At 46.9% G+C, this 20092-nt stretch carries 18 protein-coding genes and 1 riboswitch; of the genes, 11 read left to right on the forward strand and 7 right to left on the reverse strand.

Annotated features, from left to right (window positions below):
- Positions 1 to 2 precede the first annotated feature (2 nt).
- From ccoN to OQY15_RS13330, 3 genes are read right to left on the reverse strand one after another with little or no spacing between them, the layout of a single operon-like run.
- The gene (ccoN, locus tag OQY15_RS13320) at positions 3 to 2117 is read right to left on the reverse strand and encodes a cytochrome-c oxidase, cbb3-type subunit I (RefSeq protein ID WP_265792660.1); all 2115 of its coding nucleotides are present in this window, start codon (positions 2115 to 2117) and stop codon (positions 3 to 5) included.
- Between the two features lie 24 nt (positions 2118 to 2141).
- A complete protein-coding gene (ccoS, locus tag OQY15_RS13325; protein ID WP_265792261.1) occupies positions 2142 to 2309 on the reverse strand; it encodes a cbb3-type cytochrome oxidase assembly protein CcoS in 168 nt (55 codons plus the stop codon).
- Complete coding sequence (locus OQY15_RS13330) at positions 2306 to 4696, reverse strand: heavy metal translocating P-type ATPase metal-binding domain-containing protein (protein WP_265792262.1); 2391 nt, start codon at positions 4694 to 4696, stop codon at positions 2306 to 2308. Before OQY15_RS13330 ends, ccoS begins: the two co-directional genes overlap by 4 nt.
- 206 nt (positions 4697 to 4902) lie before the next feature.
- Here OQY15_RS13330 and OQY15_RS13335 point away from each other — a divergent pair, with 206 nt between their 5' ends.
- Positions 4903 to 6192 (forward strand): HAMP domain-containing sensor histidine kinase, encoded by a 1290-nt coding sequence (locus OQY15_RS13335; protein WP_265792263.1) that lies wholly within the window; start codon positions 4903 to 4905, stop codon positions 6190 to 6192.
- Positions 6193 to 6271: 79 nt separating this feature from the next.
- Positions 6272 to 6922 (forward strand): 3,4-dihydroxy-2-butanone-4-phosphate synthase, encoded by a 651-nt coding sequence (gene ribB, locus OQY15_RS13340; protein WP_265792264.1) that lies wholly within the window; start codon positions 6272 to 6274, stop codon positions 6920 to 6922.
- On the opposite strand, the gene OQY15_RS13345 is transcribed toward ribB, so the two are convergent.
- On the reverse strand, positions 6919 to 7791 hold the full coding sequence (locus OQY15_RS13345; protein WP_265792265.1) for a LysR substrate-binding domain-containing protein: 873 nt from the start codon (positions 7789 to 7791) through the stop codon (positions 6919 to 6921). The genes ribB and OQY15_RS13345 overlap by 4 nt on opposite strands.
- A gap of 98 nt (positions 7792 to 7889) precedes the next feature.
- On the opposite strand from OQY15_RS13345, the gene OQY15_RS13350 reads away from it, so the two are divergent.
- Positions 7890 to 9104 carry an MFS transporter gene (locus OQY15_RS13350; protein ID WP_265792266.1) on the forward strand — a complete coding sequence of 405 codons (1215 nt, stop codon included), beginning with the start codon at positions 7890 to 7892 and terminating at the stop codon, positions 9102 to 9104.
- Between the two features lie 5 nt (positions 9105 to 9109).
- Here OQY15_RS13350 and OQY15_RS13355 read toward each other — a convergent pair whose 3' ends face one another.
- The 3 genes from OQY15_RS13355 to OQY15_RS13365 are packed head-to-tail and all read right to left on the reverse strand — an operon-like array spanning position 9110 to position 10984.
- Entirely contained in the window at positions 9110 to 9502 is a 393-nt protein-coding gene (locus OQY15_RS13355; RefSeq protein ID WP_265792267.1) for a DUF1634 domain-containing protein, read from the reverse strand.
- A gap of 5 nt (positions 9503 to 9507) precedes the next feature.
- Positions 9508 to 10341, reverse strand: coding sequence for a sulfite exporter TauE/SafE family protein (locus OQY15_RS13360; RefSeq protein WP_265792268.1), 834 nt, complete (start codon positions 10339 to 10341; stop codon positions 9508 to 9510).
- A gap of 4 nt (positions 10342 to 10345) precedes the next feature.
- Positions 10346 to 10984 carry a FadR/GntR family transcriptional regulator gene (locus tag OQY15_RS13365; RefSeq protein WP_265792270.1) on the reverse strand — a complete coding sequence of 213 codons (639 nt, stop codon included), beginning with the start codon at positions 10982 to 10984 and terminating at the stop codon, positions 10346 to 10348.
- Between the two features lie 221 nt (positions 10985 to 11205).
- Positions 11206 to 11293, forward strand: a riboswitch (TPP riboswitch).
- 58 nt (positions 11294 to 11351) lie between these two features.
- On the opposite strand from OQY15_RS13365, the gene thiS reads away from it, so the two are divergent.
- From thiS to OQY15_RS13405, 8 genes are all read left to right on the forward strand, one after another.
- Positions 11352 to 11555, forward strand: coding sequence for a sulfur carrier protein ThiS (gene thiS, locus OQY15_RS13370; protein WP_265792271.1), 204 nt, complete (start codon positions 11352 to 11354; stop codon positions 11553 to 11555).
- 24 nt (positions 11556 to 11579) lie between these two features.
- Positions 11580 to 13463 (forward strand): phosphomethylpyrimidine synthase ThiC, encoded by a 1884-nt coding sequence (thiC, locus tag OQY15_RS13375; RefSeq protein ID WP_265792272.1) that lies wholly within the window; start codon positions 11580 to 11582, stop codon positions 13461 to 13463.
- Positions 13464 to 14066, forward strand: a complete 603-nt coding sequence (locus OQY15_RS13380; protein WP_265792273.1) for a thiamine phosphate synthase — start codon at positions 13464 to 13466, stop codon at positions 14064 to 14066.
- Positions 14053 to 14673: a thiamine phosphate synthase gene (locus OQY15_RS13385; RefSeq protein ID WP_265792274.1), complete on the forward strand. Its 621-nt coding sequence runs from the start codon at positions 14053 to 14055 to the stop codon at positions 14671 to 14673. The genes OQY15_RS13380 and OQY15_RS13385 overlap by 14 nt, the downstream gene beginning before the upstream one ends.
- The gene (locus OQY15_RS13390; protein ID WP_265792275.1) at positions 14654 to 15421 is read left to right on the forward strand and encodes a thiazole synthase; all 768 of its coding nucleotides are present in this window, start codon (positions 14654 to 14656) and stop codon (positions 15419 to 15421) included. Before OQY15_RS13385 ends, OQY15_RS13390 begins: the two co-directional genes overlap by 20 nt.
- Positions 15411 to 16520 (forward strand): 2-iminoacetate synthase ThiH, encoded by a 1110-nt coding sequence (gene thiH, locus OQY15_RS13395; RefSeq protein ID WP_265792276.1) that lies wholly within the window; start codon positions 15411 to 15413, stop codon positions 16518 to 16520. Before OQY15_RS13390 ends, thiH begins: the two co-directional genes overlap by 11 nt.
- 70 nt (positions 16521 to 16590) lie before the next feature.
- The gene (locus OQY15_RS13400; RefSeq protein WP_265792277.1) at positions 16591 to 17325 is read left to right on the forward strand and encodes a DUF481 domain-containing protein; all 735 of its coding nucleotides are present in this window, start codon (positions 16591 to 16593) and stop codon (positions 17323 to 17325) included.
- A 70-nt stretch (positions 17326 to 17395) separates the two neighbouring features.
- Entirely contained in the window at positions 17396 to 20086 is a 2691-nt protein-coding gene (locus OQY15_RS13405; RefSeq protein WP_265792278.1) for a trehalase family glycosidase, read from the forward strand.
- Positions 20087 to 20092 lie beyond the last annotated feature (6 nt).

Below are 20092 nucleotides of genomic sequence, written 5' to 3' on the forward strand. Positions count from 1 at the left end.
TGTTACTTTGCTTTGATATCTGTTCCCAGGCGCTGCAGGTAGGCCACAATGGCTATGATCTCCCTGTCGCTTTTTACTTTGATGTTGTTCTGTCTTAAATCCAGCGCAATGCTTTCTGCCTGTTTCTCTAATGCTGCATTAGCCATCTGCTCGTAACCCGTTTCATAAGGTACCCCCAGTGAACGCATGGCAGTGATCTTTGAACGCGTGGTTGTCGTATCCAGCTTCTGGTCGATCAGCCATTCGTAGGGTGGCATGATACTGCCGGGCGACATTGCCTGCGGGTCGAAAAGGTGGTTATAGTGCCATGCATTTCCATATTTACCACCCTCGCGCTGCAGGTCTGGTCCCGTACGTTTGGATCCCCACAGAAAGGGATGATCGTAAACAAACTCACCGGCTTTGCTGTACTCGCCATAACGCTCAGTTTCGGAGCGGAAGGGGCGGATCATCTGCGAGTGGCAGTTTACACAGCCTTCCCTGATATACAGATCACGTCCCTGCAGTTCCAGCGGAGTATACGGTTTTACGCTGCTGATGGTAGGGATATTTGATTTGACAGTGAACGTTGGCATCATCTCTACCATACCCCCGATCAGGATGACCACGAGTGAAAGTCCGAGGAACAGCAGTGGTTTGCGTTCCAGTATGCGGTGCCATTTTTTGTCGCTGCCCTGCGCCACATATACCGCTGGCAGCGGAGTAGCTTCTGCAGCTTCATCGGCCACGAGTTTCCCTGCAGCCATGGTTTTCACCAGGTTGTACGTCATCACGATGACTCCGGTAAGGTACAATGTACCACCCAGCGCACGCATCATATACATCGGTATAATCTGCAGTAGTGTCTCCAGGAAGTTAGGGTACTTCAGTAATCCTTCAGGAGTAAATTCTTTCCACATCAGCCCCTGTGTGAAACCGGCGAAGTACAAAGGAACCGCATAGAAGATAATGCCCAGGGTACCAATCCAGAAATGGAATGAAGCCAGTTTTACGGAATATAAGGTTGTATTGTAGATTCGCGGCACGATCCAGTACAGGATGGCGAAAGTTAAAAATCCGTTCCATCCCAATGCACCAACGTGTACGTGGGCTACTATCCAGTCGGTATAATGTGCAATGGCATTGATCTGTTTCAGTGCCAGCATTGGTCCTTCAAAGGTTGCCATACCGTAAGCGGTAATACCTACCACCATAAACTTGAGACGGGGATCCTGTCTTACTTTATCCCAGGCGCCACGCAAAGTGAGCAGCCCGTTGATCATCCCTCCCCAGCTTGGCGCGATCAGCATCACAGAAAATACAGTACTTAGCGACTGTACCCATGCAGGCAGGGACGTATACAGCAGGTGGTGTGGTCCTGCCCAGATATAGATGAAAATGAGCGACCAGAAATGGAGGATACTCAGTTTATAGGAATACACCGGGCGGTTTGCCATTTTTGGCAGGAAGTAGTACATCATACCCAGGTAAGGCGTAGTGAGGAAAAATGCCACTGCATTATGTCCATACCACCATTGTACCAGGGCATCCTGCACACCTGCATAGACATAGTAACTCTTGAACCATGATATTGGCAATTCTATAGAGTTAACGATATGCAGTACCGCTACCGTGATGAAGGTGGCAATGTAAAACCAGATGGCCACATACATATGTTTCTCCCGTCTTTTGAAGATCGTTCCGAACATATTGATTCCGAAGACCACCCAGATCAGCGTGATGGCGATATCTATCGGCCATTCCATTTCTGCATATTCATGCGAAGTGGTGAAGCCCAGCGGCAGCGTAATGGCAGTGGCCACAATGATCAGCTGCCAGCCCCAGAAGTGAATTTTGCTGAGGACATCACTGAACATCCTGGCTTTGAGGAGGCGCTGTAATGAATAGTAGACGCCCATAAAGATGGCATTACCTACAAAGGCGAAGATCACCGCATTGGTATGCAGCGGCCTGACGCGTCCAAATGTAGTGTACTGTGTCCCTAAGTTCATAGCGGGCTTAAAGAGCTGGAATGCAACCAGCAGCCCCACCGTCATCCCGACTATGCCCCATACAACGGTGGCGATAGCGAAATTCCTGACGGTCTTGTTGTCGTAGTAAAACTTTTCGGTCATGATAAAACGTGTGATGGTGTATTTGAATTATGTTTGTTGGTCATTGGGTTCTTCCGGCTGGTCGTCAAAGAGAATCCTGACGGAAGGGGTGTACATGTCGTCGTGCTGGCCCGACTTATTCGCCCATAAAAAGGCTCCTAAAAAGAGCAGGGCAATGACGATGCTCAGCCCGAGCAGGGGATAGATGATGTTCATAACAGGTTGTTTTTGCGGGCGTAAAATCTTGCGCTGAGCGTAGTGAATAGTATAATGGTAACCGTACTTAAGGGCATGAGAATTGCCGCCATCAGGGGAGACAGCAGACCCTGTACGGCAAAGAATAAACCGATGACATTGTAGAGGACAGAGATCAGGAAACTCATATGGATCACCTTAACCGCGTCTTTTGCGAGCCTCATAAAGCGTGGCAGTTTGTCAAAAGCTGTTCCATCCAGGATGGCGTCACATCCCGGTGAGAAATTATTGATATCGTCTGTCACGGCAACGCCGAGGTTGCTCTGTCTTAAAGCTCCTGCATCATTGAGGCCATCGCCCAGCATCATCACCTTTTGCCCTTGGTCCTGCAGGTTCAGGATGTAGTCCAGTTTATCCTGCGGACTTTGTCTGAAGTGCATCTGCTGTATCCGCTGGAAAAATGGTGTCAGCAATTCGCGGTCCTGGTCCTGATCGCCTGAGAGCAGGTGGAGGTCTTTATCCTGCCCCAGTTTTAGTGCAAGTTCTTTGAATCCTGGTCTCCAGCGCTGTTCGGAGCGGAAATATCCGCAGTAACAATCATCAATCAACACATGTACTACGCTGCCTTTGTCTTTTACGCTGATACCCAAAAAGGCAGCACTGCCGATTCTGAGCTCCTGCCCATTGACCGTCCCGGTAATACCACGGCCCACCTGCTCCCGGTATAAGTTGACGGGGTACAGTGCAGGAAGATCCAGCCATTTAACCAGTTCCCTGCTGAGTGGATGTCCCGAGTTGCGGGCCAGGTCGCTCAGCATTTGTTTTTCCTCTGGCCGCAGTGTGCCCTTAAATTCAAATCCACTGGCTTCAGGGTTGGTAATCGTCCCTGTTTTGTCGAACACAACCGTACTGATGCGGGCAAGCTCCTCGATGACAGCTGTGCTTTTCAGATAGAATTTGTTTTTATCGAAGATGCTCAATACGGCCGCAAGCGTAAAAGGTGAACTCAATGCCAGGGCACAAGGGCAGGCGATGATCAGCACTGCAGTAAAGGCTGCTGCGGCTTTGTTGAGATCGGTATTGATCCAGAAGAGTCCGGCGGCGCTGGCGATCAGCAGCAGTGCAATACTAAAATATTTACTGGCGGTATTACTAAAGGTCTGTATAGGATCTTTTTCTGCGGCAAAGGTCTCATTGTTCCATAATTTGGTCAGGTAACTTTGTGATACAGGTTTCAGCACTTCGAGCTCGATGGCGCCCATCAGTTGCCTTCCTCCGGCGTAGATTACCTCTCCCAGTACCTTTTCTACCGCCAGGGATTCACCGGTGACAAAACTGAAATCCAGCCTTGCTTCTCCCTTGAGCAGGATGGCATCAGCAGGAATAATCTCATTGCTGCGGATCAGAATGCGGTCGCCCCTTTTCAGTTCATTCAGGGGAGCCTGGCGCTCTTTTCCATCGGCAATGCAAGTGACAGCCACAGGAAAATAAGAACGGTAATCCCGTTCAAAAGACAGGTAGTGATAAGTGCGCTGCTGCATCCATTTACCGATCAGGATAAAAAATACAAGAGAGCAAAGCGTGTCGATAAAGCCTGGCCCGCTTTGGGTAATAATCTCAATAGCCGAGCGGATAAACATCACGGCAATACCCAGTGCCAGTGGGAAATCCAGGTTGAGGATGCCGTTTTTAAGGTTTGTCCAGGCAGATATAAAGTAGTCGCGCGCACTGTACAGCAGTACGGGAACGCCGAGTGCAAGATTGATCCAGTTGAAGAATGATTTGAAGTTCTGCTCAAAGGCGGCAAAGCCAAAGTAATCCGGGAAACTGAGCATCATCACATTGGCAAAGCAAAAGCCGGCAACCGCGATCTTAGTGACCAGGTTGCGTTCTGAATGGTCAGACTGCTGCTTTTTAACCATATCCTGCAGGCTGATCAGCGGCTCATAGCCAACGGAGCTAAGCAACTCAACAACCTGCCGCAGGGAAATCTGCTGGTTCCTGAAAGTTACCGTTACCTGTTTTTTAGGGAAATCCGTACGTGAGGCCGTAATATTTGGATTAATTTTATATAGGTTTTCCAGCAGCCAGATGCAGGAGCTGCAATGTATCGCCGGAATGTAAAGGCTGAGCACAGTGGTATGGTCATCGGTATAATCTACCAGCTCTGCGGCAATAGCAGGTTCATCGAGATAGTCGAAGTGTGCTGCTTTTTTCTTTTGTGAAGCACCCGGAACAGCATTATACACGTAATAGCTGCTGAGCTGATGATCTGAAAGAATGAGGTAAACGCTCTTACAACCTGCACAGCAGAACTGCTTGTCGTCTGCCTGGAAAGCTGAAAGCGGAAGACTGTCTCCACAATGATAACATTGTGTATCAATAGATATGTTTAGCTGCTCATTCATCCTGCTTTTTTTATACCCCAAAAATGGTTGGTATTGAGCAGGGGTAAAATGACTTCAGAAACCTTAAAAGGTGATAGAAGTCACAATTTGTATCTGGTGTTTACAGAATATTTCGTATTATTATATAATTTTTGTTAAATGATTAATATATATAAGTGTTTATTTGCTAAGAAAATCTCCTAAAAGCCTGTTGCGAACGCCCCTATATGATAACTAAGGATAGAATAAGATCAAACTGGACAGCATTGACCGGCAGTCCGGAAACTCATACCCTCGAAGCCAGAATCTTTCACATCACCTGTATTTTTACGATTATTCTTTTCAGTTGTAGTATATTTTTTAACTACTATATTGGCTTGTATGAGCTGTGTTTATTACTTGTTCCCTCTGTTTTTGCGGCCTGCGGGTTGTATTATCTTTCTAAGTTTAAATATCAGCACAGTTTAGCGGTATTTATATTCTGTGTGCTGGGAAATATTGTGTTTGTGATCTTTTATCTGAACAATTCAGGGATAAACGGACCTAGTTTAGTGATTTATATGCTGTTTTTCTTTCTGGTGATGAGCATTGTGCCCGTCAGTCAGCGTTTTCTCTGGGTAGTTGTCAATATTATTGTGGCAATATTGCTGATTACCTATCAATATCACTATCCCGAGGCGGTTCCTCTGAAACACAGAGATGGCTTTGCACGCTCACTGGATTTCGCTTATGTATATTTCTTTACCCTGCTGATTGTCTATTTTATTATCACCAGTATTATCAATAGCCACAACCGTGAAAAAACACTTGCAGAAAACCGTGCAGAGCTGCTTGAGTTATCCAATCAGTCGAAAAACAAACTGTTTTCTATTCTGGCGCACGACCTCCGTTCGCCTTTAAACTCTATACAGAACTTTCTGGAACTGTCACTTGAGGAGCATCTGGATGAGGCTGAAAAGAAGATGATTCATTCCAGCCTGCTGCGCGAAACCCGTTACACCCGACAGATGCTGATTAACCTGCTTTCCTGGAGCAAGACGCAGATGGACGGCGTGATGGTAAGACTGGCAAGTCTGGATCTGCTGGAAACGCTGGAACATACGATATTGTTACAGACGAGTCTGGCCGGGGAAAAGGCTATTGTCATCAGCAATCACATCCCCAAAGGGACCAAGGTAATGGCCGATCATGATATGCTGGAACTCGTGATCAGGAACCTGATCAATAACGCCATTAAATTTACGCCTTTCGGCGGATCGATCAGCCTCAGTGCCGAAGAGGAGGAAGGAGAGTGCCGCATCAGTGTGAAGGATAACGGTGTAGGTATAACTAAATCGAATGAGCAAAGTATATTCTCGCTTCAATCTGAGAGCACCTACGGTACAAATAATGAAAAAGGGGTAGGCCTCGGCCTGGTATTGTGCAAAGAATTTATCCTGCTGCAACGCGGCAGAATATGGTTAGAAAGTGAGATCGGCATGGGTACGACCTTTTTCATCAGCCTGCAAAAAGCCTGATCAACCAAATTTGAGTATTGAATTTGAATTGAGCCGTTATTTGTACACCTTTGCAGCATCAAAAAGAACCTATTGAAGTATGGAAGAACAGAGTGAGTTGTTGCGTTTCGGAAAAGATTATACAGAGAGAGTTGAAAATGCAATCAACTGCCTGAAGCGGGGTAAAGGGGTACTCGTTGTGGATGATGAGAGTCGTGAAAATGAAGGCGACCTGATCTTTCCCGCGGCTACGATGACGATGCAGGATATGGCTTTAATGATCCGTACCTGTAGCGGGATTGTCTGTTTGTGCCTCACTTCTGAGAAGGCAGATCTGCTGGAGCTGCCACCCATGGTACATGTCAATACCAGTAAATACCATACGCCTTTTACAGTAAGCATTGAAGCTAAAGAAGGAGTTACTACAGGCGTATCTGCGGCCGACAGGATACAAACGATCCGGACTGCTGTGGCTGACGGTGCCAAACCGGAAGATCTTTCCAGACCAGGACATGTTTTTCCTTTAAGGGCCAATGCGGATGGTGTTTTTGGCAGACGCGGGCATACCGAGGGCAGTATCGACCTGATGGTGCTGGCAGGCTTAAAACCTGTGGCAGTATTGTGTGAGCTGACCAATGAGGATGGCACCATGTCACGTTTACCTGAAGTGGCTGTATTTGCCGAAGATCAGCAAACGACGGTAGTATCTATTGAAGATATCTTCCAGTACAGATTGTCGCTTCAGAACTAGATCACCTTCATCAGTTCTTCCATAAATAAGACCGCAGATCTTTTGCGGTAAACGCCCTGCTGCCATAATATGGAGGCCTGCCTGTACAGTTCTTTTCCTGAAATAGGGATCGCAACAAGTCCCTCCCAGTTGGCGATGGCATTCTCGTTGATGATGGTTACCCAGTTACCCCTTTCTACCATGGAGAGCAGGGAATGCACATCATTCATCTCCAGTTTGATCGTCGGTGATACTTTATTCTTTTTGAAGATCTCGGTGAGCATATCCCTGGAGTTGAAACCAGTGCCCTGCAGGACGAGATCAGCTTTTGCAAGTTCTTTTAAGCTGATCTTACTGAGTTTTGCCAGCGGGTTATTTTTTGATACCACCATCATCACCCTTGATGCAAATAGCGGCTGCATTTCCAGTCCGTCGCCATCCGTCTGTTCGTGAAAAGCCAGGATAATATCCAGATCGGCCATTCTCAGTTTATTTTCCAGTTGCAAAGCAGGACCCGACTCTACATGCAGGGTGATGCCCGGATACTTCTCAGAAAAGGGGGTGAGTGCAGGAAGAATGAGGGAGCTGAATGAATAGGTTACGCCGATGTTCAGCTGACCATTCATCATATTGCCATATTCAAATAAAGCCTGCTTGGATTTTTTGATATCCAGAATGATCTTTCGCGCATGGATCAGAAAGATGTTTCCCGCTTCGGTAAGACGTACCTGCTTGCCGATTCTGTCAAACAGCGGTGTGCCGAGTTCTTCCTCCAGCTGTTTGATTTGCTGGGATAGGGTCGACTGTGTAACAAAGGAGGCTGCTGCGGCGTCGGTAAAGTGTAGCAGCTCTGCGGCTTTGATAAAATAATTGAGTTGTCTGACTTCCATAATCGATCGTTAAAACTAATCAAAATCATTAAATCTATCAATTTTATAAATAGATAATGAATGCCGAAATTTGTTGCTGTAATACAATACAACAAACCATGACTGTTTTCCGATCTTTAAAATCACGAAATTTCAAGCTCTTTTTTTATGGACAATCCATTTCCCTGATCGGGACCTGGATGCAAAAGACGGCGGTGAGCTGGCTGGTTTACCAGATTACGGGTTCGGCGCTGTTACTTGGAGTTGTTGGTTTTGTGAGTCTGATCCCTTCCCTGTTTTTATCTCCCTATGCCGGTAGTCTGATCGACAGGCATGACCGCTACAGGATCCTGGTCGTTACGCAGGTGATTTCCATGTTGCAGGCGGGAGCCCTCGCAGGGATGCTGTTCCTGGGATACGAGAATATCCTGATGATCATTGGACTGAGTTTGGTTCAGGGTGTCATCAACGCCTTTGATGTCACCTGCAGGCAGTCGCTCATGGTAGAAATGGTGGATGATAAAAATGATCTTCCCAATGCCATCGCATTAAATTCTTCCATGGCCAACTTTGCCCGTATTGCAGGACCTGCAGTGGCGGGGATTATCCTGAGTACTTTTGGTACGGATGTATGTTTTATCGGCAACTTTCTAAGCTATATTCCGGTACTGATCTGTTTGTTTATGATGAACTTACATACTCCTGTAATTGCCAGGCCGGTGAAAAGTATCTGGACAGAACTGCAGGAGGGCTTTAAATATGTATCGGGCGATAAAGAACTGAGCAGTATGATCATGATGATCGGTATCAGCAGTCTTTTTGTGATGCCTTTTAATACGCTGATGCCCATTTTTGCCAAAGATATCTTTCATGGTAATGCCAAAACATTCAGCTGGTTTGAGAGTGCCGCAGGTTTAGGTTCTATTGTCAGTGCTATTTATCTGGCTAACCTTAAAAACAGCAATACGCTGATGAAACTGATTATGATTGCCGGCGGGGTGCTTGGCTTTAGCCTGATATTATTGTCGTACTCTCCACAGTTGCCTATTGCCCTGTTGTTTATGGGTTTTGCGGGAGTAGGGATGATGGGACAAAGTTCAGCGATCAATACCTATATCCAAACGCATGCAGTTCCGGAAATGAGAGGTCGTGCAATCAGTTACTATGTGATGGCTTACCAGGGACTGATTCCTGTAGGAAGTTTACTGATCGGATGGCTGGCCAACCTGATGGGACCAAGACCGGCGGTGCTGATTGAGGGTGCTATAGGCTTAACTGCTACTGCCCTGTTTGTTTATTACAAACCAAAAGAAGTAGCAGTTAAACCCGCATAGCTGGATTAATGTAATCCTGAAAACATGCTGAAGAGGATAATCAGCAATACAATTGAGGTAATGATGACATATAGTCTGTCTCTTTCAATAACGAAGGATGCCAGGGAAAAGAAAATGCGGACAATGGGGGTAGCGATGAGGATCACTACTCCCAGCTGTATAATCTCTGAAGCACTGCCGGTAGCTAAACCTTTGAATATCCCTGTAAGACTCGTATAACCAGCAGGCTCCCCGTTAAATGTTGTATAGTGGGGCGTACCGGAACCTTTTTGAAACAGGTACCAGATTCCGCCGATGATCGCAACTGTACCTGAAATCAGTACACCCAGTCTCAGCACCTGTCCGATCAGCTGTTCCATATCATAATCGGTCATTTTTTTATTTTCTTTCGTAGCCATAGTGCTTAGAATTTGTGGTTTAAACCATTGTAAATCATATTCAGGGCAATCATCGTGATCGCGATACTAAAGATGAGCTTCAGTGAATTCACATTGATCTTCATGAGTAATTTTGAACCGGTAAAAGCACCTGCCAGTACACCAATTATCACAGGGAAAGCAATTCCGGGATCGATATAACCTCTTTGCAGATATACTACGGCACTGGCCGCAGCGGTAACACCTACCATAAAATTACTGGTAGTGGTACTTACCCTGAAAGGTACTTTCATAGCAGTATCCATAGCGAGGACTTTAAGAGCACCGGAGCCGATACCCAGCAGGCCAGAAAGCATGCCGGCAATAGTCATGATGGAAAAACCTGCACCAACGTTTTCGAGCTTATATGCTACAGGGCCGGTTTTGGTAGGATAGCTTCCGTTGAGTTTTAGTTTATACGACCATTTGCTGCCGGTTTCGAGGGCTGCTTCACTTTTCTTTCTCAGGGTCATGGCGGCAGAAAAGATCAGCATGACACCAAACATGATCGCTACAATATTGACAGGCGTATAAATCGCCAGGATGGCACCCATAACTGCTCCGATGGTAGTAGCGATTTCGAGGAACATGCCGAGGCGTACATTGGTGATTCCTTCCTTGACATAGGCGCTTGCAGAACCGGATGAGGTAGCAATGGACGCCACCAGGGCTGCTCCGATTGCATAACGGATATCTACATGGAAAAACAGGGTGAGCAGGGGAATGATCACTACACCACCGCCAAGGCCGGTAAGAGAGCCGGCCAGTCCCGCAAGATAGGCGCCCAGAAGTAGGATCAGGGTAAAGGTAAAAATAGTCATGATATTAATAATTGTGGTGTAAGATACTTTTTAAATATTGTTCTGCCGATTTATCATCCTGTTTTGCAATGGCCGCAGCGAGACCCTCGTGTGCCGGCTGACTGCGCTGGAAATGTTCGATGCTCTGCTCCCGTTTGGAAAAGAAATCCAGCAGCACCAGGCTAAAGTTTTCGTATAGGTCGGCAAGCACCTGGTTTCCCGAAGCTTTGGCAATGCTAATGTGGAAGGCAATATCTGCATCGGCGCACTTCTTTTGCTGATTGGCAGTGATCGCTTTCTGCCGCTGTTCGAGTAGTTCCATCATGCGATCCAGATCCGCTGCTTTGCGGTTTTCGCAGGCAAGACGAACCATCTCATTTTCGAGTACCGCCCGGACAGTATTGACCTCTTCAAATTCAGCCCTGCGCAAACGCTGGGTCAGTGATTCATCTTTTACCTTTGAAGCTACGAAGGTTCCCGAGCCCTGCTGTACTTTGAGGATTCCGGCAATGGAAAGGGTCTTTATCGCCTCTCTGATCGTGGAACGTCCTACCTGATAAACCTCCATCAACTCTGGTTCAGCAGGTATTTTCGTACCTTTTTTAAGTCGACCTGACGAGATATCTTTTTTGATTGCCGCGATGACTTTATCTGAAAGCTTCATTTTAATTCTGTTGTAAACGTCTGATGTTTCAAAGGTGTGCTTTTTAATTTAAACATCTGATGTATGGATGGTTTTTGTGACAATGATATGAGATGTAAACACAGGGGATTTGTAGAGTATATTGACATCGAGATATCTTTAAATCTTGATGTATACGTATGTTCAGACATTCGATTTATAAATAATAATTTTCTTTTATTGGATATAATTTATACGTTTACAAAAAACTTTAGGGGTGCCTTGCGCTGAGATATACCCTTTGAACCTGATGCAGTTAGTACTGCCGAAGGGAAAAGTAGGACAATTTTGCTATTGTCTTTTTCCTCTCCTGTTACAGGCAATTCCTATCGTTTTAAAAAAATAAAAGATGGAAATTACCGTAAACAATCAAATCCTTCAGCTCAATACACCCGCTTCTTTATCGCAGCTTTTATCTGCTGTTTTGCAGGTTCCCGGAAATGGAATTGCCATAGCTGTTAACCAGGCTATCGTCTCAAAATCCGAATGGCCCGACTATATGCTGCAGGCTGGCGACCAGGTGGTACTGATCAAAGCTACACAGGGGGGCTAGATCCGTTTACTCTAAACACAGACTATGAAAACAGAAAAAACTCCGAATGACGAAGTGATCAGCAGGACACCCTTTCCGGCATCCCGAAAAATCTTTGTGAAAGGTACACTTCATCCCGTTGAAGTTGCCATGCGTGAAATTAGTCTTAGTGACACCAGGATCCATAATGGCTTTGGTTTAACGGAGACCAATCCGGCTGTAACGGTTTATGACACGAGTGGTCCCTACACCGATCCCAACGCGGTGATTGATGTGAAAGCCGGTCTGCCACGGATCAGGGAACAGTGGATCTCTGGCAGGGGCGATGTGGAGAAACTGAGCAGGATTTCTTCTGAGTATGGTACAAAACGGCTCAATGATCCCAGTCTGGATCACCTGCGTTTTGCTTTTCAGCACCAGCCTTACCGCGCCAAAGAGGGCAGCAATGTCAGCCAGATGCATTATGCGAAGAAAGGTATCATCACGGCAGAGATGGAATATATTGCCATCCGTGAAAACCAGCAGATAGATCTGGTGAATGCGCAGCTGGGAGAGCAGGCGGTGGCCATGAACCACCAGCACAAAGGACATAGCTTTGGCGCAAATACCCCAAAAGGGCATATTACGCCAGAATTTGTACGTCAGGAAGTTGCAGCAGGCAGGGCTGTGATCCCTTCGAACATCAATCACCCGGAATCGGAGCCGATGATCATTGGCAGGAACTTCCTGGTGAAGATCAATGCGAATATCGGTAATTCGGCCGTCACCTCAAGTATTGAAGAGGAAGTGGAAAAGGCAGTTTGGGCCTGCCGCTGGGGTGCAGATACCATTATGGATCTCTCCACGGGCAAAAATATCCATGAGACGAGGGAGTGGATTATCCGCAATTCACCTGTGCCCATCGGTACAGTACCCATCTATCAGGCGCTGGAGAAGGTGAACGGCAAGGCTGAAGACCTGACCTGGGAGCTGTTCAGGGACACGCTGATCGAACAGGCGGAACAGGGGGTAGATTATTTTACCATCCATGCGGGGGTGCTGCTGCGGTACATTCCGCTGACGGCCAAACGGGTGACAGGGATTGTATCGCGTGGGGGCTCAATCATGGCAAAATGGTGCCTGGCGCATCATCAGGAGAGTTTTCTCTATACACATTTTGAGGAGATCTGCGAGATCATGAAGTCTTATGATGTGGCTTTTTCATTGGGCGACGGACTGAGACCGGGCTGTATTGCCGATGCCAATGATGAGGCGCAGTTTTCTGAGCTGGAAACGCTGGGAGAGCTTACAAAGATTGCCTGGAAACACGATGTGCAGACGATCATTGAGGGGCCGGGGCATGTTCCGATGCACCTGATCAAGGAAAATATGGAGAAACAGCTTGAACATTGTTCTGAAGCTCCTTTTTATACTTTAGGGCCCCTGACAACGGATATTGCACCGGGCTATGATCACATTACTTCTGCCATTGGTGCAGCGATGATCGGTTGGTTTGGTACGGCAATGTTGTGTTATGTGACACCAAAAGAGCATCTGGGCCTGCCCAATAAAAAAGATGTCAAAGATGGGGTGATCACCTATAAGATTGCTGCTCACGCTGCTGACCTTGCAAAGGGGCATCCCGGGGCGCAATACCGCGATAATGCACTGAGTAAGGCGAGGTTTGAGTTCCGATGGGAAGATCAGTTTAATCTGTCTCTTGACCCGGATACGGCGAAGGAATTCCATGATGAAACGCTGCCGGCGGATGGTGCTAAGATCGCCCATTTCTGTTCGATGTGCGGACCAAATTTCTGCTCCATGAAAATTACGCAGGATGTGCGGGAATATGCTGCGAAGCAGGGGGTAGACGAAGATGCCGCGCTTGCAAAAGGTATGGCAGAGAAATCACGCGAGTTTACAGAAAAGGGCAGTGAGATCTATCTGTAAATGGAGCTGATTGTCGTAACGCCACCAGCGTATTTTGAAGAAGAAGCAGCACTGATTAATCAGTTTTTTGCTGAAGGTCTGCAGCTGCTTCATCTCAGGAAAGAGATGAATGATCCCGGACAGTTCCGCGTGCTGATGGATGGCATTGATCCGGGGTATTATCCCCGGATTGCCATCCATCAGCACCATGAGCTTGCGATGGAATTTGGTCTTAAACGCCTGCATTATAAAGAGGCTGAAAGAAGAGCGTTGCTGCATAAGAATATAGCACGGCTACGTGATGATGGTTTTTATCTGAGCAGTTCGGTACATGACCTGGAAGAGATTTCCAGTCTGGAAGGCTTTAATTATGTATTCTACGGCCCGGTGTTTAACAGTATTTCAAAGGCTGGTTACGAAACTGTGCTGCCGGGCGACTTCATTTTGCCTGCCCATAAGGTTAAAGTTTTTGCCATTGGTGGTGTAGAGGAAGGAAAACTGGCGCAGTTGAAACAAATGAATTTCGATGGGGCAGCAGTACTGGGAAGCCTCTGGCACCAGGCTGCTTCTCCTTTAACGGCTTTAAAAAGCCTCCTAAAATCAATTAAAAATGATTATAGATAAATTACAGTATATCTCCCAGGCAGCAGCCGATGGCTCACATCTCACAGCAATAGAGAAAGTGCTGCGAAATGGGGTACAATGGGTACAGCTACGGATCAAGGATCAGGCTGAAGAAGAGGTGCTGGAAATTGCCGGACAAGCTGCTGAGCTTTGTACAAAATATGGTGCCAGGCTGATCGTCAATGATTATCCGCAGATCGCATTGGAAGTTGATGCCTATGGCGTACATCTGGGCCTCGATGATATGCCTGTCGCAGAGGCAAGGGCAATTTTAGGAGAATCAACATGTATCGGCGGTACTGCCAATACGTTTGAAGATGTACTCAGAAGGGTGCAGGAGGGGGTAGACTACATCGGCCTTGGGCCATATCGTTATACCACGACCAAAAAGAACCTGAGTCCCATACTCGGACTTACCGGATATGAAACAATTCTGCGGCAGATGGTTGAGGCCGGAATCACTACGCCGGTCATTGCGATCGGTGGTATTGAGCAGCATGACATTGAGCTGTTGTACTCAGCAGGTGTTCATGGTATAGCGCTCTCGGGATTATTGACAAGGGATAATAATTTAAATGCAGAATTTTATGTTAACTATAGCAGATAAAGTATTTGGCTCGCGTTTGCTGACTGGCACGGGCAAGTTTAATTCAGCGGTGCTGATGGAAGAGGCTTTGCTGGCCTCGGGATCTGAACTGGTGACGGTCGCTTTAAAAAGGGTGGACCTGAAAGGTCAGGATGACGATATTCTTGGTCACCTGAAACATTCACACATCAGCTTGCTGCCCAATACATCGGGTGTGCGCAATGCAAAGGAAGCGGTGTTTGCCGCACAGCTGGCACGGGAGGCACTGGAAACCAACTGGCTCAAGCTGGAGATCCACCCGGACCCCAAATACCTGATGCCTGATCCCATCGAAACACTGAAAGCTACCGAAGAACTGGCGAAACTGGGATTTATCATTCTTCCCTATATCCACGCAGACCCGGTATTATGCAAACGGCTCGAAGATGCGGGAACAGCCGCAGTGATGCCGCTGGGATCTGCCATTGGCAGCAATAAAGGTTTAAAGACCATCGATTTTCTGGAAATGATCATCAGCCAGAGTAATGTTCCGGTGATTGTGGATGCCGGGATAGGGGCCCCCTCAGATGCCGCCAAAGCGATGGAAATTGGGGCAGATGCCGTGCTGGTGAATACTGCCATAGCGGTTTCCGGAGATCCTGTAAAGATGGCCGAAGCCTTTAAGATCGCCGTAGTAGCAGGAAGAATGGCCTACGAGGCTAAATTGGGTGCTATCAGTTCACTGGCTGCAGCAAGCAGTCCCTTAACTTCTTTTCTGGATGAGCTTTAGTGATATTTTTGATTCCTATAGCTGGGAGGAAACCAGCAGGAGTATCTATGCGAAGAGCGCTGCCGATGTGGAAGCTGCGCTGGCAAAAAACACACGCACGCTTGAGGATTTTAAAGCGCTGATCTCGCCGGCAGCGGCGCCATATCTGGAACAGATGGCTCAGCTGAGCAGGCAGCTGACGCTCAAACGGTTTGGCAGGGTGATGCAGCTTTATGTACCACTTTATCTTTCCAATGAGTGCAATAATATTTGTACCTACTGTGGTTTTAGCTTCGACAACAAGGTGAGACGCAAAACTTTATCCCCGATGGAGATCATGCAGGAGGTAGCGGTGATCAAAGAGATGGGCTACGACCATGTGTTGCTGGTGACAGGGGAGGCCAATCAGACGGTGCATACTGATTACTTTAAAAAGGTGCTGGAGCTGATCCGTCCGCATTTCTCGCATATCTCGATGGAAGTGCAACCGATGGATCTGCAGGATTACCAGGAGCTGATCCCTCTGGGGCTGAATACGGTGCTGGTTTATCAGGAAACGTATCACCGCGAGGATTACAGAAAGCATCACCCGAAGGGTAAAAAATCGAATTTTGAATACCGGCTGGAGACGCCCGACAGGTTAGGGGAAGCTGGGATACACAAAATGGGATTGGGGGTACTGATAGGTTTGGAAGACTGGCGTACCGATTCTTTCTTCACGGCTTTACACCTTGGCTATCTGGAGAAAAAATACTGGAAAAGCAAGTATAGCCTGTCTTTCCCAAGGCTGCGTCCATTTAGCGGGGGACTGGAACCGAAAGTTGAAATGAACGACCGGGAGCTGGTGCAGCTGATTTGCGCATACAGGTTGCTGAATGAAGAAGTAGAGCTGTCGATCTCTACCCGTGAGTCTACCGTATTTCGCGATCATATTGTGAAGCTGGGCATCACGGCGATCAGCGCCGGATCAAAGACAAACCCGGGTGGGTATGCCGTTGAACCTGAATCGCTCGAACAGTTTGAGATTTCGGATGAACGGAGTCCTGCAGCAATAGCGGAGATGCTGAGAGAGCAGGGGTACGAACCGGTTTGGAAGGACTGGGATAGCAGCCTGGCATAAGTGTTAATCAGCATCAGATACAAACAATCTATGACAGGCAATGTTAGCTTTAGTAAAATTGTGTTTGCCTATGCCTTTAAAGCCTGTTTATATCTTCCTCTTTACTCTTTTTCCATTTTTTGCAGCAGCTCAGTTTACCGATAGCACACAGTATTCCGTCAGTTATACCTCTACAGGCTCAATCAACAAGACCAACGACGGGAATACTTATTTGCTGAACAATGCTGCAAAAATTGGTGTAAGGAAGAAAACGTTTAACATGAACTTCAGCAATAGCTGGGTGTATGGAAAGCAGAACCGGGATCTTACAAACAATGACTTTACCTCTGCACTGGATTTTAACCTTTACAGCTCTGTACCTCATTTCTTTTACTGGGGACTGGCCAATTATAATACCAGCAAGTCTTTAAAAATAAACAATCAGTTGCTTGCCGGAGCGGGTGTGGCCTACAGTTTTTTTGATACCAGAAATGCGTATGTAAACATTAGCGACGGGGTGTTGTTTGACAGCAGTGACCTGCTGCTTGAAGATGATGTGCCTGATGTGTATCAAACTTACAGAAACTCTTTCAGGATAGTTTTTAAGTTTACCATCAGGGAGTTTATTGTACTGGATAATTCCACATTCTTTCAGCCTTCATTAAAAAAATGGGAGGACTACAATTTCAGGTCTAACTCTGCGCTTTCCTTTAAGATGAACAAATGGCTGAGCCTGACCACCGCATTGAACTATAACCGGGTATCCCGGACTGACCGCGAAAACCTGCTGCTGAGTTATGGTCTCTCCTTTCAAAAGTTTTTTTAAGGATTATTCGTAATCTGTTTGGAGGAATAGCGGCAGTCGGATATGTTTGTAATTGTATTACCCCGAAATAATGAAGCCATCTTTTTCTAAAATAATTGTTCCTTCCTTTTTACTGTTATCCCTGACGGGATGTAAGTCGCGAAAACCAATGGACGAAATTTACCAGTCTGATTTTTATAGTTTATCAAAAAATAAGGTTATCCAGGGTGCTTTTGAGGCGCTGGCGCTTTCCGCTACTTCAGTCAGCTCGAATTACCAGAGCCCGGTCAATAAAGAGATCAGTCCGGCAATATCTTTTAAATTCAGCCTCAACGGGAAAGATAACGAACTGCCCATCGGCAAGAATCACCTGGTAAACATCATCACTGACAACGGATCATTTGAAAGTCCGGTGATCAAATTCGGCCAGCAATATACCGATCCTCAAACACCTGCGAAAGGTGTCTTCCTGCAGCCGGATACGAGGTTTACGATCCGCTTAGACCTGAAGCATGTCATGGACGAGTTTGAGCGTACCGGTTTTTTTACCACCTATAACGGCACAAAGATCTATAAGACAGATTTCAAAGGCGTATTTGTCGCCGGAAATACCAGTCCGCTGATCTGGGATTTTGATAACCTGGGCAACCACAGGGAACTGGAACTGCATGATCAGGATGGTGATGGGATCTATACCATCACACTGGAAATGAACAAGGCGCAGGCGCAAAAAACTACTGCTTCCTCCTGGCATTTATCAAAAGATATTTCTGCCTTTCCACAGTATACTTCTGAAATCCCGATGATGGATGCCTTGTATAATCTGGGTCTGGAGGAGATGGAGAACGCCATAGAGCCCGACAGTACCTTCAGGACAGGAAAAGAATGGGCGGGGGTGTGGACCCGTGATATCAGTTACAGCATCATTTTATCTATGGCTACCCTGCAGCCGAAAGTTGCTGAGTATAGCCTGATGAGGAAAGTTAAAAATGAAAGAGTGATACAGGATACGGGTTCCGGAGGCTCGTGGCCGGTATCGTCCGACAGGATGATCTGGGCGGTAGCAGCCTGGGAAGTATATAAAACTACGGGAGATGAGGACTGGCTGGCCAAAGCGTACCGGATTATCAGAAATTCTGTGGAAGATGACCTGAAGAATGTGTATGATAGCAAAACCGGGCTTGTGAGGGGTGAATCGTCGTTCCTCGACTGGCGCGATCAGACCTATCCCAAATGGATGCAGTCGGCCGATATCTATTCTTCAGAAAACCTGGGTACCAACGCCGTTCATTATCAGGTGAATAAAGTGCTGTCGCAAATGGCAGTTCTGCTGAAAGATCAGCAGGCGGCAGATAAGTATGCAGCACTGGCAGAGCAGATCAAAAAAGGAATCAACACACATTTATGGATGCCCGAAAAAGGGTACTATGGACAATACCTCTATGGCAGACAGTTTCCTGTTTTATCTCCACGCTCAGAAGCACTGGGAGAGGCCCTCACGGTACTGTTTGATATCGCAGATGCGGAGCGTCAGAAATCTGTCGTTGCCCGCACGCCTGTAACGGGTTTCGGAATTCCCTGCATCTATCCACAAATTCCGGATATCCCACCCTATCATAATGATGCCGTCTGGCCATTTGTGCAGTCGTACTGGTCGATAGCCGCAGCAAAAGCTGGCAATGCAGAAGCCGTGGTGCAGAGCTTAAGCGCGATATACCGCCCTGCAGCACTGTTCCTCACCAACAAGGAAAACTTTGTTTCTTCGAACGGCGATTTTGCAGGAACGCAGGTAAACTCCAGCAATATGTTATGGAGCTTGTCGGGCAACCTGAGCATGATCTACAAAGTGTTGTTCGGGATTGATATCCGTGAAAGCTCACTGGTATTTAAACCTTTTGTGCCGGAAATTTTAAAAGGAGAGCGTACTTTGAAGAATTTCAAATACAGGAATGCGATTCTTGACATCAGCCTATCGGGACATGGAAACCGGATACAATCGATAAAGATGGATGGGAACGACCTGCCTGCTGCAACTGTTCCGGCCGATCTGTCAGGGCTACACAAAATAGAGATTATCCTGGCGAATAACCAGCTGGTAAAAGGGAATATCGCCAATGTGGCAGACGCTTTTTCGCCGGCAGCACCTCTGTTAAAAATCAGGGATCAGCTGATTACATGGGAAAAAGTTGAGGGTGCGAGCACTTACACGATCATTCACAATGGGAAAGAGGTGGCTAAAACTGAGGAGTTGAGCTATAAAGCCCTGCAAAACGGAGAATATCAGGTGATTGCTGTAGACAGCTCTGGAACCGGTTCTTTTGCGAGTGAACCGCTGTCGGTTTATCCTGAACAAAAAATCAACCACATCGACCTGTCGCTCGTGACGGATAAGTCGGAGCTTCCATACCAGGGATATTCCGGCAAGGGATTTATCGAAATCAGCAAAACGAAAAATCAAAGGGTCACCATCATGGTCAATGTGCCCGAAAGTGGCACTTATGCGCTCGACTTCAGGTATGCCAATGGGAACGGGCCCACCAATACAGATAACAAATGTGCCATCAGAACCCTCAGTCTGGATGGAGCTTTTGCAGGTACTTTTGTTTTTCCGCAACGCGGGAAGGATGAATGGTCTGACTGGGGTCACAGTAACCTGGTTCAGCTGGAACTTTCGCATGGAAGTCATGAACTCAGCTTATCGCTGGAGGACTGGAATGAGAACATGAACGGGGAAATTAATCAGGCAATGCTGGATGAGCTGAGGATCATCAGGATCAGGTAGAGCGCC

The organism is Pedobacter sp. MC2016-15, assembly GCF_026239695.1.
GTDB lineage: Bacteria > Bacteroidota > Bacteroidia > Sphingobacteriales > Sphingobacteriaceae > Pedobacter.

Excerpts from the sequence above, each read along its gene's own strand:
- ccoS (WP_265792261.1), bottom strand. The coding sequence starts at position 2,309 with ATGAACATCATCTATCCCCTGCTCGGGCTGAGCATCGTCATTGCCCTG.
- OQY15_RS13330 (WP_265792262.1), bottom strand. The coding sequence starts at position 4,696 with ATGAATGAGCAGCTAAACATATCTATTGATACACAATGTTATCATTGT.
- OQY15_RS13335 (WP_265792263.1), top strand. The coding sequence starts at position 4,903 with ATGATAACTAAGGATAGAATAAGATCAAACTGGACAGCATTGACCGGC.
- ribB (WP_265792264.1), top strand. The coding sequence starts at position 6,272 with ATGGAAGAACAGAGTGAGTTGTTGCGTTTCGGAAAAGATTATACAGAG.
- OQY15_RS13345 (WP_265792265.1), bottom strand. The coding sequence starts at position 7,791 with ATGGAAGTCAGACAACTCAATTATTTTATCAAAGCCGCAGAGCTGCTA.
- OQY15_RS13350 (WP_265792266.1), top strand. The coding sequence starts at position 7,890 with ATGACTGTTTTCCGATCTTTAAAATCACGAAATTTCAAGCTCTTTTTT.
- OQY15_RS13355 (WP_265792267.1), bottom strand. The coding sequence starts at position 9,502 with ATGGCTACGAAAGAAAATAAAAAAATGACCGATTATGATATGGAACAG.
- OQY15_RS13360 (WP_265792268.1), bottom strand. The coding sequence starts at position 10,341 with ATGACTATTTTTACCTTTACCCTGATCCTACTTCTGGGCGCCTATCTT.
- OQY15_RS13365 (WP_265792270.1), bottom strand. The coding sequence starts at position 10,984 with ATGAAGCTTTCAGATAAAGTCATCGCGGCAATCAAAAAAGATATCTCG.
- thiS (WP_265792271.1), top strand. The coding sequence starts at position 11,352 with ATGGAAATTACCGTAAACAATCAAATCCTTCAGCTCAATACACCCGCT.
- thiC (WP_265792272.1), top strand. The coding sequence starts at position 11,580 with ATGAAAACAGAAAAAACTCCGAATGACGAAGTGATCAGCAGGACACCC.
- OQY15_RS13380 (WP_265792273.1), top strand. The coding sequence starts at position 13,464 with ATGGAGCTGATTGTCGTAACGCCACCAGCGTATTTTGAAGAAGAAGCA.
- OQY15_RS13385 (WP_265792274.1), top strand. The coding sequence starts at position 14,053 with ATGATTATAGATAAATTACAGTATATCTCCCAGGCAGCAGCCGATGGC.
- OQY15_RS13390 (WP_265792275.1), top strand. The coding sequence starts at position 14,654 with ATGTTAACTATAGCAGATAAAGTATTTGGCTCGCGTTTGCTGACTGGC.
- thiH (WP_265792276.1), top strand. The coding sequence starts at position 15,411 with ATGAGCTTTAGTGATATTTTTGATTCCTATAGCTGGGAGGAAACCAGC.
- OQY15_RS13400 (WP_265792277.1), top strand. The coding sequence starts at position 16,591 with ATGCCTTTAAAGCCTGTTTATATCTTCCTCTTTACTCTTTTTCCATTT.
- OQY15_RS13405 (WP_265792278.1), top strand. The coding sequence starts at position 17,396 with ATGAAGCCATCTTTTTCTAAAATAATTGTTCCTTCCTTTTTACTGTTA.